We start from the raw sequence: 14,643 nt of genomic DNA, 5'->3' as shown, positions 1-14,643 counted from the left end.
TCAGTGGGCCTTGGCCGGGTCGGCGAGGTACTCGAGCCGCTGCTCGTCCGTCAGATGGCAGGCGTTGCCGCGGCCGTCCACGATCTCCAGCACCGGGCTCTCCTTGGCGCACCTGCCGCCCTCCACCTTGTCGGCGAAGACGCAGCGCGGGTGGAAACGGCAGCCGGTGGGCGGGTTCAGCAGCGAGGGCGGCGAACCCGGAATCGGGTTCAGCGGCACGTCCACGGGGCCGTCCAGGCTCGGCATGGAGCCCAGCAGGCCGAAGGTGTACGGGTGCTGGGGAGACGTCAGCACCTCGCGCTTCGTGCCGCGCTCCACGCACCGGCCGCCGTACATCACCAGCACGTCGTCGGCGATGTCCGCGATCACGCCCAGATCGTGGGTGATGAAGATGATCGAGGTGCCGAACTCCTGCTGGAGGTCCTTGAGCAGGTCCATGATCTGGGCCTGCACGGTCACGTCGAGCGCGGTGGTCGGCTCGTCGGCGATCAGCAGCTTCGGGTCGCACACCAGGGCCATGGCGATCATCGCGCGCTGGCGCATACCGCCGGAGAACTCGTGCGGGTAGTTGTCCACCCGCTGGTCCGGCTGCGGGATGCCGACGCGCTTCAGCATCTCGATCGCCCGCGCGCGGGCCTCCTGCTTGGAGGCGCCGGTGTGCTTGCGGTACACCTCGCCGATCTGCGTGCCGATGGTGTGGTACGGCGACAGCGAGGCCAGGGCGTCCTGGAAGATCATCGCCATCTTGTTGCCGCGGAGGCGTTCCAGGGTCTTCTCGGAAGCCCCGTTCAATTCCTCGCCGTCGAGCTCGATGGAGCCCTCGACCGTGGTGCTGTCGGGGTTGTGCAGGCCCAGGATGGTCAGGTTGGTGACCGACTTGCCCGACCCGGACTCACCGACGATGCCCAGCGTCTTGCCGCGTTCGAGGTCGAAGGAGAGACCATCGACGGCCTTGACGATGCCGTCCTCGGTCGAGAAGTGCACCTTCAAGTCCTTGATGGACAGAAAGGGCTGCGAATCGGTGCTCGTCACGGGGACGCTCCAGGAGGGGTGATGCGGGGTAGCAGGTGGGGGCGAGGCGGGGTCAGGCGAGCCGGATCCGCGGGTCGATCAAGGCGTAGACGGCGTCCACGATGATGTTCGCGAAGATCACGAACGCGGCGGTGATGATCATGACGCCGAGCAGCATGGGCAGGTCGTTGGTGGTCACCGACTTCACCGCCAGCATGCCCAGGCCCTGGAGGCTGAAGGTCTTCTCGGTGATCATCGCGCCACCGAGCAGAACGCCCAGGTCGATGCCGAAGATGGTGACGATCGGTCCCATGGCCCCGCGCCAGGCGAAGCGGAAGAAGACGTTGCGTGCGGACAGGCCCTTGGCGCGGGCGGTGCGCACGTAGTCCTCGCTCAGCGTCTCGACCAGCTGCGAGCGGGTCATACGGGTGTAGTTGGCGGTCCAGATGAGCGCCAGTACCAGCCACGGCACGAGCAGTCCGGTGAACCAGGAGGCCGGGTCGCTGGTGAAGGGAGTGTACGCGGGCTGGTCGAGCAGGTGCGTCTGGTAGACGAGGAGGTACAGGGCCAGCGGGCCGACGAAGTAGATCTGCATCGACGAGGCGACCAGCGAGGAGGAGCTGGCGATCTTGTCCACGGACTTGCCCTGCTTCACCGCGGCCAGCATGCCCATGCCGATACCGAAGATGAGGAAGACGACCGCGGAGCCGAGGGCCAGGGAGGCCGTGGTCGGGAAGCGGTCCCAGATCGTGGACCAGACGGGCTCGCGGTTGATGAACGAGTAGCCCAGGCACGGGGCGTCGCAGTTGCCGAAACCGGGGTAGTTGCGGCCCGCGAAGATGCCGGTCAGCCAGTGCCAGTACTGCAGCGGCAGCGGCTGGTCGATCCCCATGTTGTGCCGGATGACGGCGAGCGTCTCCGGCGTGCAGACCTTGCCGCAGGCGATCCGGGCCGGGTCGCGCGGCACCGCGTAGAAGAGCATGAACGTGATCGCGCTGATGATCAGCAAGGTGACCAGGGCGCCGAGGACTCGGCGGACGAGGAAGCGAAGCATGGGGGTTGGCTTTCCTGGGAGGGCCGTCGTACGGAGCGGGCCGGGCCGGGGTGACCGGAGGCCCGGTGGACGAGCCGAGGGTGGGGCGGCCGGCGGCCGCCCCACCTCTCAGGGATGGATCAGGACTTGACGTACATCTGGTAGAGCATGCAGCCGTCGAAGTTCGGGTCCATCCGCACGTTGCCGAGCTTGGAGCCGTGGATGTACAGGCGCTTCATGTAGACGTCCGGGATGAAGGTGGCCAGCTCGGTCACCTGCTTGTCCAGGGCGGCCCACATCTCGTTGGCCTTGTTCTGGTCGACCTCCGCCGTGGCGGCCTTGATGGCCGCGTCGACGTCGGCGTTCTTCAGGTGGCAGTAGTTGGTGCCCTCGTCGCGGACCTGGTCGCCCTCGAACAGCGGCTGGAAGACCGAGTAACCGGTCGGCCAGTCGGCGCTCCAGCCGCCCCAGAAGATGTCGAAGCCGCTGTCGAGCTTGCCGGTCTGGTCGTACCAGGTGGTCGAGTCGATGGCCTTGGTGACGACCTTGAAGCCGGCCGCGGTCAGCGCGTTGCTGACGATGACCTTGATCTTGGCGTTGGTCGGGTCGTCCTGGTAGGCGTAGACGACCTTGGTGCCGAGCTTGCCGGCCTTCTTCAGGATCTCCTTGGCGGCCTTCGGGTCGCCCGCCGGGTTCTTCAGCTTGCCCCAGACGTCCTGCGACTTGTAGCCGGCGACGAGCGGGCTCATGATGCCGGTCGCGTAGTCACCGCGGTGCACGCCGCCCTGGAGCGAGCGGATGCCGGCGGTCGGCCAGGCGCGGATGATGGCCTCGCGGACCGTGATGTCCGGCTGGGTGGTCGTGTTGATCCAGTAGACGCTGGTGCCGCTGCTCAGACCCTCGAAGAGGCGGTCCTTGGCGTTCGCGGTGGCCTGCTGGACCCGCTCCTGCGGGACCGTGCGCCAGGAGACCGCGTACTGGTCGTTGCCGTTGTCGGCGATGATGCGGTCGGTGGCGGTGTCCGCCTGGATGCCGAAGGAGAAGTCGAACTCGTCCGGGTAGGCGTTGCGGATCGGGTCCGTGTTCGGGTCCCAGTGCTCGTTGCGCACCAGCACCATGGACTTGTCGGTGACGTGCGACTTGATCCGGTAAGGACCGTTGGAGAACGGCTTCTTGTCGTAGTTCTGCTTGGTGTCGTGCTTGACCGGGGTCGGCGCGTACGACTGCATCGCGAGAACGTAGTTGAAGTCCGGGCGCGCTTCCGCGAGGTGGAAGGTGATGGACTTGCCGTTGGTCTCGATCGACTTCAGGTGCTTGCCACCGTAGGGACCGGGGTAGGTCTTACGGTAGCTGTCGGTGCCCGACAGCCAGGTCGGGATGTACGTGGCGCCCTCGGTGATGAAGCTGGCGTAGGCACGCTCGATGCCGTGGCGGACGTCGTCGACGGTGACGGGCGAGCCGTCCTCCCACTTGATCCCGTCCTTCAGCGTGAAGGTCCAGGTCTTGCCGCCGTCCTTCATGGTGCCCGTGTCGGTGGCGAGGTCGCCGACCAGGGTCATGTTGTCGCCCTCGCCGACCTTGTAACCGGTCAGGGTGCGGGAGAGGACGATCGCGGCCAGCGAGTTCCAGGCGTAGTAGACGCGCTGCGGGTCGAGGTGCGAGAAGTCGTCGTCGTTCAGCAGGTAGACCTTGCCGCCCTTGGTGGCGCCGGAGACCGCCGGAGCCGGGCCCTTCGAGTCCTCCGCAGTGCCGATCTTGACCGTGCTCTCGTGGGCCCCGGCCGCCTTCTGCTGGCCCGTGCCGCTGCCGCTGCTCGAGTTGCCGCTGCTGCACGCGGACAGCAGGGTGCTGGAGGCGGCGGCAACGCCAGTGGCTATCAGGAAGTTTCTGCGGGAGAAGGACATCGCATCCTGCCTTGAATGTGGGTTGATGAGAGAAGTCCGGCACGCCGGCGTCGTCGCCGAGGTCCTGAAGAGGGCCGGAATCAGCGCTTGCTTTTCGGGTCGAGTGCGTCGCGCACCGAGTCGCCGAGGAGGTTGAACGCCAGCACGAAGATCACCATGGTGACGCCGGGGAAGCACAGGAAGGTGATGTCGTCCTGGAAGAACTGGGCCGCGTACCCGATCATGACGCCCCAGTCGGGGGTCGGGTCCTGTACGCCGACGCCGAGGAAGGCCAGGCCCGCTTCCGTGGTGACCATCGTGGGCAGCAGCAGCGTCCCCTGGATGAGGATCGGCGTCCAGAGGTTCGGCAGCAGCTCCTTGAAGATGATGCGGGCCGGAGACGCGCCCGTGACCTTGGCCGCCTCGACGAACTCCCGCTCGCGCAGGGCCAGTACCTGGCCGCGCAGCAGTCGGGCGATGGAGGCCCAGCCGAAGAGGGTGAGCAGGATGATCAGGCTGGTCACGGTGAGCCAGGTCGGCGTGTTGTCGGTGGGCTTCACGAACAGCGCGATGACCACGGGCGTGAAGGCCACGAAGAACAGCTGCTGCGGGAAGGCGAGCAGCAGGTCGATGACCCGGCCGAGGAACCAGTCCGTCTTGCCGCCGAGGTAGCCGGCCGTCACACCGATCACGACACCGACGATCATGACGAGAAGCGTGATCGCGGTGGCGATCAGCAGCGAGTTGCGGATGCCGTACAGCAGGAACGTGAAGACGTCACGGCCGAGCTGCGGGTCGATGCCGAACCAGAAGTTGCTGTCGATACCGCCGTTGGGCTTCGCCGGCAGGCTGTTGTCGCCCAGCAGGCCGGGGGTGTTCATGCCGTACGTCGTGTACGGGTTCTTGCCGTACAGCTTCGCTATGAGCGGCGCGGCGAGGCCGATCACGAAGAAGGCGATCACGATGATCGCCGAGATCACGCCGGTGCGGTCGCGCTTGAAGCGACGCCACGCAAGCTGTCCCGGCGTCCTGCTTTCGGAGCCCTTCGAACCGGAAGAGTCGGACGACTTCGCCGCAGTCTCGTCGGTCACCTCAAGCGGGGCGGCCGCGGATGGAGTAGGGGGGGTCATGGTGCTCCTGGCCCAAGGGAGGGTCTGATGACTCCGCAGGGCGCTCCCCTACGGGCTACGCCGGACTTTTTCAACGCAATTCATTCAAGGTCAATAAATTCTCGACCGACTTGGGCTTGTCTTTACCTTCTTTACTCCTACTTGGTTGAACTGTAGCTACGCGGGTAGCGCGCTGTAATCAATCCGTGCTTCACATCGGACCAATTGGACTAATCCGGCAAGATGTTCGTTATGCGGACGGTCGAGTGTCGAAATACGTACATCGGCCGGTTCGAATCCAACGTTTCGGCAACGTTACGCGGAGATCCGTTGCGTGCGCCGCACAAGATCAACAGGTGTCCGGGGCGGGGTGCCTGCATTCGGCCGACGTGTCCCTCTAAAGGTCCCTCAATCCGGTAATGCGTATGCGGTATGTGTCGTATGAGCTGATATTGACCGGGTAGTGAATCCGATGATCGCCACGAGGAGGCGCCCATGCGGGGACCGATGCGTGTCGGACGGGCCGCGTGTGCTATTGCCGCCGCGCTGACGATGGCTGGATGTGGTGGCGGCGGCTTCGGCGGAGCCGGGGTGCTCACCTCGTCCTGGGGCGACCCGCAGAACCCGCTGGAGCCGGCCAACACCAACGAGGTCCAGGGCGGCAAGGTGCTGGACATGGTCTTCCGGGGCCTGAAGAAGTACGACCCCCGCACCGGCCGGGCCGTGAACATGCTCGCCGAACGCATCAGCACCCCGGACTCGCGCACCTTCACCGTCACCGTCAAGGACGGCTGGCGCTTCAGCAACGGGGAGCCGGTCACCGCCCGGTCCTTCGTGGATGCCTGGAACTACGGCGCGAGCCTGCGGAACAACCAGAAGAACGCCTACTTCTTCGGCTACATCGAGGGCTACGACAAGGTCCACCCCGACAGCGGCCGGCAGCGCGCCGACACCCTGTCGGGGCTCCGGGTCACCGGACCGCGGACCTTCACCGTCCGCCTGAACCAGAAGTTCGCCGGCTTCCCCGACACCCTCGGGTACGCCGCCTACGCGCCCCTGCCGCGCGCCTTCTTCACCGACCACGCCGGCTGGCTGCGCAAGCCGGTCGGCAACGGGCCCTACCGGATCGCCTCGTACACCAAGGGCTCCGCGATGACCCTGAAGAAGTGGAACGGCTATCCGGGCCCCGACCCGGCGCGCAACGAGGGTGTGACCCTGCTCGTCTACACCGACAGCAACACCGCGTACACCGACGTGCTGGCCGGGAACCTCGATCTCGTCGACGACGTGCCCGCCACCCAGCTCAAGAACGTCCGCACCGACCTGGCCGGCCGCTACATCAACACCCCGGCCGGCATCCTGCAGACCCTGGCCTTCCCCTATTACGATCCGAAGTGGAACACCGAGGGGGCGCGCAAGGTCCGCACCGGGCTGTCCATGGCGATCAACCGCAAGCAGATCACCGAGACCATCTTCCGGCGCACCCGCACCCCGGCCACCGACTGGACCTCCCCGGTGCTCGGCACGGCGGGCGGCTTCCAGGCCGGACTGTGCGGACACGCCTGCGACTACGACCCGGCGGGCGCCCGCAGGCTGGTCCGGGAGGGCGGCGGCATCCCCGGCGGCCGGCTGAAGATCACCTACAACGCGGACACCGGCTCGCACAAGCAGTGGGTGGACGCCGTGTGCAACTCCATCAACAACGCCCTCGGCGACGACACGGCCTGCGTCGGCAACCCGGTCGGCACCTTCGCCGACTTCCGCAACCAGATCGCGCAGCACCGGATGAGCGGCCCCTTCCGGGCCGGCTGGCAGATGGACTACCCCTTGATCCAGAACTTCCTCCAGCCGCTGTACTACACGGACGCCTCCTCCAACGACGGCAAGTGGTCGGACAAGCAGTTCGACCGGCTCGTGGACCGGGCCAACGCCGAGACCGACCGGGCGGCCTCCGTGCGGCTGTTCCAGCAGGCCGAGAAGGTCGTCCGCGACAACATGGCGGCCATCCCGCTCTGGTACCAGAACGGCAGCGCCGGCTACACCGCCCGGCTCTCCCATGTGACGCTCAATCCGTTCAGCGTCCCGGTCTACAACGAGATCAAGGTCGGCTGAGCCGCATGGGCCGCTATGTCGCGAGGCGACTGCTCCAGATGATCCCCGTCTTCATCGGGGCCACCCTGCTGATCTTCCTCATGGTGAACGTGATGGGCGACCCGATCGCCGGCCTGTGCGGCGAGCGCGCCTGCGACCCGGCGACCGCCGCCCAGCTGAAGCGGGAGTTCGGCCTCGACCAGCCGCTGTGGCGCCAGTACGTCACCTATATGGGGAACGTCTTCACCGGAAACTTCGGTACCGCCTTCAACGGACAGCCCGTCACCGAGCTGATGGCGGCGGCGTTCCCGGTCACCATCCGGCTCACGATCGTGGCCATCGCCTTCGAGATCGTCATCGGCATCGCGCTCGGCGTCGTCACCGGGCTGCGGCGCGGCCACCCCGTCGACACCGGCGTCCTGCTGGCCACTCTGGTCGTCATCTCCGTCCCCACCTTCGTCACCGGCCTGCTGCTGCAACTGCTGCTCGGCGTCGCCTGGGGCTGGATCAAACCGTCCGTCTCGCCGGCCGCCGCGTTCGGCGAGCTGATCGTGCCGGGACTCGTCCTCGCCTCCGTCTCCCTCGCCTACGTCACCCGGCTCACCCGCACCACCATCGCCGAGAACAAGCGCGCCGACTACGTGCGCACCGCGACCGCCAAGGGCCTGCCCCGGCGCCGCGTCGTCACCCGGCACCTGCTGCGCAACTCGCTGATCCCCGTGGTCACCTTCATCGGCACCGACATCGGGGCGTTGATGGGCGGCGCCATCGTCACCGAGCGGATCTTCAACATCCACGGCGTCGGCTACCAGCTCTACCAGGGCATCCTGCGCCAGAACACCCAGACGGTCGTCGGCTTCGTGACCGTCCTCGTGCTGGTCTTCCTGCTCGCCAACCTCCTCGTCGACCTCCTGTACGCCGTACTCGACCCGAGGATCCGCTATGCCTGAACAGCCGTACGAGCCCGAAGGGGCCATCGCCGGGACCGGCATGGGCGGCGCCATGGACCTCGGCGCGAGCGAGGCCGCCACCCTGGAGCCGGGCCCCGGCGCGCCGGCCGGCGGCGGTCCCGCGGGGCGGCCGCGCTCGCTGTGGTCGGACGCCTGGCGGGACCTGCGCCGCAACCCCGTCTTCCTGCTCTCCGCCCTGGTCATCCTCTTCCTGGTGTTCGTCTCCCTGTGGCCCTCGGCGATCGCCTCCGGCAGCCCGCTCAGCTGCGACCTGGCCAAGTCCCAGGACGGTCCGGGGCCCGGCGCGCCCTTCGGGTACGACGGGCAGGGCTGCAACGTCTACACACGCACCGTCTACGGGGCTCGTACGTCCGTCACGGTCGGCGTCCTGGCCACCCTGGGGGTCGCGGTCCTCGGGTCCGTCCTGGGCGGTCTGGCGGGGTATTTCGGCGGATGGTGGGACGCGCTGCTGTCCCGCACCACCGACATCTTCTTCGCCATCCCCGTCGTCCTCGGCGGCCTCGTGCTGCTGTCCGTGGTCACCAGCAACACGGTCTGGCCGGTAATCGGCTTCATGGTGCTGCTCGGCTGGCCGCAGATCTCCCGCATCGCGCGCGGCTCGGTCATCACCGCCCGCCAGCACGACTACGTGCAGGCGGCCCGCGCCCTCGGCGCCTCCGACTCCCGCATCCTGCTGCGGCACATCGCGCCGAACGCCGTCGCACCGGTGATCGTGGTGGCGACCATCGCGCTCGGCACCTACATCTCCCTGGAGGCGACCCTGTCCTACCTGGGGGTGGGCCTCAAGCCGCCCAGCGTCTCCTGGGGCATCGACATCTCCGCCGCCTCCCCCTACATCCGCAACGCACCGCACGCCCTGCTGTGGCCCTCCGGTGCCCTCGCGGTGACCGTCCTGGCCTTCATCATGCTCGGCGACGCGGTGCGCGACGCCCTCGACCCCAAGCTGAGGTGACGACGCCATGCTGCTCGAAGTCCGCGATCTGCACGTGGAGTTCAGGACACGGGACGGGGTCGCCCACGCCGTCAACGGGGTGTCGTACGCCGTGGACGAGGGCGAGACGCTGGCCGTGCTCGGCGAGTCCGGATCGGGCAAGTCGGTGACCGCGCAGGCCGTGATGGGCATCCTCGACATGCCGCCGGGGCGGATCACCGGCGGCGAGATCCTCTTCCGGGGCCGGGACCTGCTGCGGATGAAGGAGGAGGAACGGCGGGAGCTGCGCGGCGCCCAAATGGCGATGATCTTCCAGGACGCGCTGTCGGCCCTCAACCCGGTGCTCTCCGTGGGCGATCAGCTCGCCGAGCTGTTCACGGTGCACCGGGGGCTGTCGCGGAAGGCCGCGCGGGCGAAGGCCGTCGAGCTGATGGACCGGGTGCGCATCCCGGCCGCCGCCCAGCGGGTGCGGGACTATCCGCACCAGTTCTCCGGCGGGATGCGCCAGCGGATCATGATCGCCATGGCGCTGGCCCTGGAACCGGCCCTGGTGATCGCCGACGAGCCGACCACCGCCCTGGACGTCACCGTGCAGGCGCAGGTCATGGACCTGCTCGCCGAGTTGCAGCGCGAGTACCGCATGGGGCTCGTCCTCATCACCCACGACCTCGGGGTGGTGGCGGACGTGGCCGACCGGATCGCCGTGATGTACGCCGGGCGGATCGTGGAGTCGGCGCCGGTGCACGACATCTACAAGGCGCCCGCCCACCCCTACACCCGCGGCCTGCTCGACTCCATCCCGCGCCTGGACCTCAAGGGGCGGGAGCTGTACGCCATCAAGGGCCAGCCGCCGAACCTGGCGCACATGCCCGCGGGCTGCTCCTTCCACCCGCGCTGCCCGATGGCACGGGAGGTCTGCCGCAGCGAGGTGCCCCCGCTGTACGAGGTGTCCGAAGTCCGCGGCAGCGCCTGCCACTTCTGGAGGGAGTGCCTGGATGGCGACGAGCGGTGAACCGGTCCTGGAGGTCAGCGGGCTCGTCAAGCACTACCCGCTGACCCGCGGCGTCCTGTTCAAGAAGCAGATCGGCGCGGTCCGGGCGGTCGACGGCGTCGACTTCGCCCTCGGCCGGGGCGAGACCCTGGGCATCGTCGGTGAGTCGGGCTGCGGCAAGTCGACGGTCGCCAAGCTGCTGTGCAACCTGGAGCGGCCCACCGCCGGGTCCATCCGGTTCAAGGGCGAGGACATCACGCGGCTGTCCGGGCGCGCCCTGAAGGCGGTGCGCCGCAACATCCAGATGGTCTTCCAGGACCCCTACACCTCCCTCAACCCCCGGATGACCGTGGGGGACATCGTGGGGGAGCCGTACGAGATCCACCCCGAGGCGGCCCCCAAGGGGGACCGGCGCCGCCGGGTCCGGGAACTGCTGGACGTGGTGGGGCTCGACCCGGACTTCGTCAACCGCTACCCGCACCAGTTCTCCGGGGGGCAGCGCCAGCGCATCGGGATCGCGCGGGGGCTCGCGCTGCGCCCGGAGGTCATCGTGGCCGACGAGCCGGTGTCCGCGCTCGACGTGTCGGTGCAGGCACAGGTGATCAATCTGCTGGACCGGCTCCAGGCGGAGTTCGAGCTGTCCTATGTGTTCATCGCGCACGACCTGTCGATCGTGCGGCACATCTCGGACCGGGTCGGGGTCATGTACCTCGGCCGGATCGTGGAGATCGGGCGGGACGCGGAGATCTACGAGCATCCGACGCACCCCTACACCCAGGCGCTGCTGTCCGCGGTGCCGGTCCCGGACCCCGAGGCGCGGGAACACCGCGAGCGCATCATCCTCGGCGGGGACGTGCCCTCGCCCGCGGACATCCCCTCCGGTTGCCGCTTCCGCACCCGGTGCTGGAAGGCGCGGGAGCGGTGCGCCCTGGAGGTGCCGGCGCTCGCGGTGCCGGCCGTCTTCCGTGAGGGACCGGCCGCCCACGACTCGGCCTGCCACTTCGCGGAGGAGAAGCGGGTGGTGCCGCCGAAGGCCACGGAGGCGAACGGCAACGGGCCGGGATGACATGGCGCACCCCGGCCCGTTCACGGCACCCGCACGGCCGTACTCCGTACAGCCTGGCCTGTCCGTATATCGCGGCCGCTTCCGCCGAGTTGCCCGCGTGTTAACGCCGTCGACGGATGCCGTCCGCCTCAGCCCAGGGACCGCCGCAGGAAGTCCAGCTGGAGGTTGAGCAGGTTCTCCGCGACCGTCTCCTGCGGGGTCATGTGGGTCACCCCGGACAGCGGCAGCACCTCGTGCGGGCGGCCCGCCGCCAGCAGCGCGGAGGACAGCCGCAGCGAGTGCGCGACCACCACGTTGTCGTCCGCCAGGCCGTGGATGACCATCATCGGGCGGTGCTGCCCCGCCGCGTCCACCAGACCGGCGTCGTCGATCAGCGAGTTGCGGCGGTAGACCTCGGGCTGCTCGGCCGGGTCGCCCAGGTAGCGCTCCTGGTAGTGGGTGTCGTAGAGCCGCAGATCGGTCACGGGCGCGCCGACCACCGCCGCGTGGAAGACGTCCGGGCGGCGCAGCACCGCCAGCGCGGACAGGTAACCGCCGAAGGACCAGCCCCGGATGGCCACCCGGCCCAGGTCCAGGGGGAATCGCCCGGCGAGCGAGTGCAGCGCGTCCACCTGGTCCTGGAGCACGATCCCGGCGATGTCGTCCTTGATCTCCTTCTCCCAGGCGGGCGAGCGCCCCGGAGCGCCCCGGCCGTCGGCGACCACCACGGCGAAGCCCTGGTCGGCGAACCACTGGGAGGTGAGGTGGGCGTTGTGCGCGGCGACCACCCGCTGGCCGTGGGGGCCACCGTAGGGGTCGAGCAGCACCGGCAGGGGAGTGTCACCGTGGTAGTCCCGTGGCATAAGCACGGCGCACGGAATTCGGCGTGCGCCCCCCTCGGTGAGGGTGACCCTGGGGGACAAACCGGGGTCTTCGGCGTACGAGCGGACAGTCGCCGTCGGCTTTCCGTCAGCCAGCACCTGGACACGCGTGCCCGGCCTGTCAAGCGTCGCGGACACCAGTACGGTCACGCCCCCGGCGCGCACGGCGGAGTGCACGCCGGGTTCCTGCGACACGCGCTCCACGCCCAGCTCGTTCACCCGGTACACATGGATCTCGCCGATCTCGGGATCCTCCGCATCGGCTCCGGCGGAGGCGGTGACGAGCGTGTCGTCCGCACCCACGTCCAGAACCGCACGGATGTGCAACAGGCTGCTGGTCAGCGGGCGTTCACCCACGGCGAGCACGCGGGCGCCGCCCTCGTCGGCGATCCGGACCAGCTGTCCGGAGGGGCTCCAGGACGGCACCCCGGCGAAAAGTTCCAGCCAAATTGGGTCCTCGTCGGCGTGCACCATCCGGGTCGTGCCGGTGTCCGGGTCCACCGCCAGGTACAGCAGGCTCCGCTGGTCCCGCGACTGCACCAGGACCAGCGGCGCACCCGCCTGTGACCAGTGCACTCGGGCGAGGTAGGGGTAGCGGGCGCGGTCCCAGAGCACCTCCGTGCGCTCCCCGCCGAGGCCCAGCACGAACAGCCGTACGTCCGCGTTAGGGGTGCCCGCCGCGGGGTACGCGATTTCGTTGGGCTTGCGCTCGGGGTGGGCCGGATCGGAGATCCACCACCTGGCCACCGGCGTGTCGTCCGCGCGGGCCACCAGCAGCCGGTCGCCGTCCGGCGCCCACCAGAAGCCCCGGTTGCGGCCCATCTCCTCGGCCGCGATGAACTCCGCGAGCCCGTAGGTCACCTGCTCCGTCTCCGGCTCGGCGAGCGCGCGGTCGCCCTCGCCGCCGGCGCCCACCACGCGCAGGGCGCCCCGCGCGACGTAGGCGATGTGCCGGCCGTCGGGCGCCGGACGCGGGTCGATCACCGGTCCCCGCACGGGGAGTTCACGACTCTCGCCGGTCTTCAGGTCCGTCGTGAAAAGCCGCCCTGACAAGGCGAAAGACGCCAGCTGGACGGCGGCGTCGGTGGCGTAGCCGACGATGCCGGCCCCGCCCTCCCTGCTGCGCTCCCGGCGGGCCCGTTCCTCGGGCGAGAGCTGCTCCAGGGCGCCGTCCAGCAGGGCGCCCGGATCGGCGGCGCGGCGTTCGGTGCCGTCCGGGAGGTCCAGCACCCAGAGGGAGTTGGCCCGGTCGGTGCCGGAGCCGGAACGCAGGAACGCGACACGCGTGCCGTCGGGTGCCACGGCGAACCCGCGCGGCGCGCCGAGGGTGAACCGCTGGGTCCGCGCGTGTCTGCGGGGGAAGGAGTCGGACTCGGTCGTCATACCCCGACCATATTGGCCATGCGCCCCCTTGTGCGGCCGTGCGCCGAGAGATGCGCGAGTACGGATAGTTATGATCACTACCGCTGCGTGGGTATGAACCTGCCGGTGTCCGCATGGACTTGCTCTACCGATCTTTCCGAACAGCCGTGTCCCTGGGATCTTTGGAGGTGAGCCGCCGTGGCACTCTCGATTTCGGCGGTGGTGCTGCTGGCGATCATCGTCTTCCTGCTGATGAAGAAGTCGGGACTGAAGGGCGGCCACGCGGTCGTCTGCATGCTGCTCGGCTTCTACCTCGCCTCCTCGACCATCGCGCCCACGATCAGCCAGCTGACCACCAACGTGGCGAGCATGATCGGCAGCATCAAGTTCTGACGGCCGGGCGGGCGGCGGCGGGCCTGCGTAGGGTGGGGGCATGACGGAACTGCCCCCCTCCGGTCCGCGCGCCGCCCGGCGGCTGTTGCTGGTGCACGCGCATCCGGACGACGAGTCGATCAACAACGGCGCCACCATGGCCAGGTACGCGGCCGAGGGCGTCCATGTGACGCTGGTCACCTGCACCCTGGGGGAGCGCGGGGAGTGCATCCCGCCCGGCCTGCGCCATCTGACCGGCGCCGCGCTCGGCGCACACCGGCGCGACGAGCTGGCCGCCGCCCTGCGCGAGCTGGGGGTCACCGACGCCCGGCTGCTCGGCGGCGCGGGCCGCTACGGCGACTCCGGGATGATGGGCACCGCCGACAACGAGGACCCCGGCTGCTTCTGGCAGGCCGAGGTGGACGAGGCCGCGGAACACCTGGTCCAGGTGATCCTGGAGGTCCGCCCCCAGGTCCTCGTCACCTACGACGACAACGGCGGGTACGGCCACCCGGACCACATCCAGGCCCACCGCGTCGCCATGCGCGCCGCCGACCTCGCCGCCGGACGCGGGCACACGATCGACAAGGTCTACTGGAACCGCACCCCGCGCTCCGTCGCCGAGGCCGCCTTCGCCCGCCTCCAGGACGAGCTGCCGGCCCTGCCCTTCGAGAAGATCGCGGCCCTGGAGGACGTGCCCGGCGTGGTGGACGACGCGCGCGTCACCACCGCGGTGGACGGCACCGCCCACGCCGCCGCCAAGGCCGCCGCGATGCGCGCCCACGCCACCCAGATCGAGGTGGCCGGGTCCTGTTTCGCGCTCTCGAACGAGCTGGCCCAGCCGCTGTTCACCACCGAATACTACGAGTTGGTGCGCGGCACCGCCGCTTTGGGCGAGAGCGACCTGTTCGCCGGGATCACCGCCGGGGAGGCGCCGTGAGCGGCACCGGGCGCGGCACCGGC

Annotated in this window: 12 protein-coding genes; 7 read left to right on the top strand and 5 right to left on the bottom strand. The window is 69.1% G+C overall.

All coding sequences use genetic code 11. The features are described 5' to 3' along the window. The 4 genes from ACZ7EC_RS30880 to ACZ7EC_RS30865 form a co-directional block, all read right to left on the bottom strand. The gene (locus tag ACZ7EC_RS30880) at positions 1-1,032 is read right to left on the bottom strand and encodes an ABC transporter ATP-binding protein (protein ID WP_471067890.1); all 1,032 of its coding nucleotides are present in this window, start codon (positions 1,030-1,032) and stop codon (positions 1-3) included. 52 nt (positions 1,033-1,084) lie between these two features. Then, positions 1,085-2,065, bottom strand: a complete 981-nt coding sequence (locus ACZ7EC_RS30875) for an ABC transporter permease (protein ID WP_471067887.1) — start codon at positions 2,063-2,065, stop codon at positions 1,085-1,087. Between the two features lie 119 nt (positions 2,066-2,184). Continuing rightward, positions 2,185-3,948, bottom strand: coding sequence for an ABC transporter substrate-binding protein (locus ACZ7EC_RS30870; protein ID WP_471067884.1), 1,764 nt, complete (start codon positions 3,946-3,948; stop codon positions 2,185-2,187). Positions 3,949-4,028: 80 nt separating this feature from the next. Continuing rightward, positions 4,029-5,057 carry an ABC transporter permease gene (locus ACZ7EC_RS30865; protein ID WP_471067881.1) on the bottom strand — a complete coding sequence of 343 codons (1,029 nt, stop codon included), beginning with the start codon at positions 5,055-5,057 and terminating at the stop codon, positions 4,029-4,031. Positions 5,058-5,531: 474 nt separating this feature from the next. Here ACZ7EC_RS30865 and ACZ7EC_RS30860 point away from each other — a divergent pair, with 474 nt between their 5' ends. The 5 genes from ACZ7EC_RS30860 to ACZ7EC_RS30840 are packed head-to-tail and all read left to right on the top strand — an operon-like array spanning position 5,532 to position 11,086. Beyond that, positions 5,532-7,148 carry a peptide ABC transporter substrate-binding protein gene (locus ACZ7EC_RS30860; protein WP_471067879.1) on the top strand — a complete coding sequence of 539 codons (1,617 nt, stop codon included), beginning with the start codon at positions 5,532-5,534 and terminating at the stop codon, positions 7,146-7,148. A gap of 5 nt (positions 7,149-7,153) precedes the next feature. Beyond that, complete coding sequence (locus tag ACZ7EC_RS30855; protein ID WP_397984209.1) at positions 7,154-8,077, top strand: ABC transporter permease; 924 nt, start codon at positions 7,154-7,156, stop codon at positions 8,075-8,077. Continuing rightward, the gene (locus ACZ7EC_RS30850) at positions 8,070-9,050 is read left to right on the top strand and encodes an ABC transporter permease (protein ID WP_471067877.1); all 981 of its coding nucleotides are present in this window, start codon (positions 8,070-8,072) and stop codon (positions 9,048-9,050) included. The genes ACZ7EC_RS30855 and ACZ7EC_RS30850 overlap by 8 nt, the downstream gene beginning before the upstream one ends. 7 nt (positions 9,051-9,057) lie before the next feature. After that, a complete protein-coding gene (locus ACZ7EC_RS30845) occupies positions 9,058-10,041 on the top strand; it encodes an ABC transporter ATP-binding protein (RefSeq protein ID WP_471067875.1) in 984 nt (327 codons plus the stop codon). Further along, positions 10,025-11,086: an ABC transporter ATP-binding protein gene (locus tag ACZ7EC_RS30840; RefSeq protein WP_471067873.1), complete on the top strand. Its 1,062-nt coding sequence runs from the start codon at positions 10,025-10,027 to the stop codon at positions 11,084-11,086. The genes ACZ7EC_RS30845 and ACZ7EC_RS30840 overlap by 17 nt, the downstream gene beginning before the upstream one ends. A gap of 128 nt (positions 11,087-11,214) precedes the next feature. Here the strand turns inward: ACZ7EC_RS30840 and ACZ7EC_RS30835 are convergent, their stop codons facing one another. Next, positions 11,215-13,329, bottom strand: a complete 2,115-nt coding sequence (locus tag ACZ7EC_RS30835; protein ID WP_471067870.1) for a S9 family peptidase — start codon at positions 13,327-13,329, stop codon at positions 11,215-11,217. A gap of 177 nt (positions 13,330-13,506) precedes the next feature. Here ACZ7EC_RS30835 and ACZ7EC_RS30830 point away from each other — a divergent pair, with 177 nt between their 5' ends. Then, positions 13,507-13,701, top strand: coding sequence for a hypothetical protein (locus tag ACZ7EC_RS30830; protein ID WP_037659963.1), 195 nt, complete (start codon positions 13,507-13,509; stop codon positions 13,699-13,701). A 40-nt stretch (positions 13,702-13,741) separates the two neighbouring features. Next, positions 13,742-14,620, top strand: coding sequence for an N-acetyl-1-D-myo-inositol-2-amino-2-deoxy-alpha-D-glucopyranoside deacetylase (gene mshB, locus ACZ7EC_RS30825; RefSeq protein WP_471067866.1), 879 nt, complete (start codon positions 13,742-13,744; stop codon positions 14,618-14,620). The last annotated feature ends 23 nt before the right edge of the window (positions 14,621-14,643 follow it).

It is taken from the genome of Streptomyces sp. NPDC037203 (genome assembly GCF_055605065.1).
Note: the sequence above shows the minus strand (reverse complement) of the source record. Positions and strands in the feature narration are given on the sequence as shown.

Excerpts from the sequence above, each read along its gene's own strand:
- ACZ7EC_RS30850 (WP_471067877.1), top strand. The coding sequence starts at position 8,070 with ATGCCTGAACAGCCGTACGAGCCCGAAGGGGCCATCGCCGGGACCGGC.
- ACZ7EC_RS30840 (WP_471067873.1), top strand. The coding sequence starts at position 10,025 with ATGGCGACGAGCGGTGAACCGGTCCTGGAGGTCAGCGGGCTCGTCAAG.
- mshB (WP_471067866.1), top strand. The coding sequence starts at position 13,742 with ATGACGGAACTGCCCCCCTCCGGTCCGCGCGCCGCCCGGCGGCTGTTG.
- ACZ7EC_RS30835 (WP_471067870.1), bottom strand. The coding sequence starts at position 13,329 with ATGACGACCGAGTCCGACTCCTTCCCCCGCAGACACGCGCGGACCCAG.
- ACZ7EC_RS30855 (WP_397984209.1), top strand. The coding sequence starts at position 7,154 with ATGGGCCGCTATGTCGCGAGGCGACTGCTCCAGATGATCCCCGTCTTC.
- ACZ7EC_RS30845 (WP_471067875.1), top strand. The coding sequence starts at position 9,058 with ATGCTGCTCGAAGTCCGCGATCTGCACGTGGAGTTCAGGACACGGGAC.
- ACZ7EC_RS30860 (WP_471067879.1), top strand. The coding sequence starts at position 5,532 with ATGCGGGGACCGATGCGTGTCGGACGGGCCGCGTGTGCTATTGCCGCC.
- ACZ7EC_RS30875 (WP_471067887.1), bottom strand. The coding sequence starts at position 2,065 with ATGCTTCGCTTCCTCGTCCGCCGAGTCCTCGGCGCCCTGGTCACCTTG.
- ACZ7EC_RS30870 (WP_471067884.1), bottom strand. The coding sequence starts at position 3,948 with ATGTCCTTCTCCCGCAGAAACTTCCTGATAGCCACTGGCGTTGCCGCC.
- ACZ7EC_RS30865 (WP_471067881.1), bottom strand. The coding sequence starts at position 5,057 with ATGACCCCCCCTACTCCATCCGCGGCCGCCCCGCTTGAGGTGACCGAC.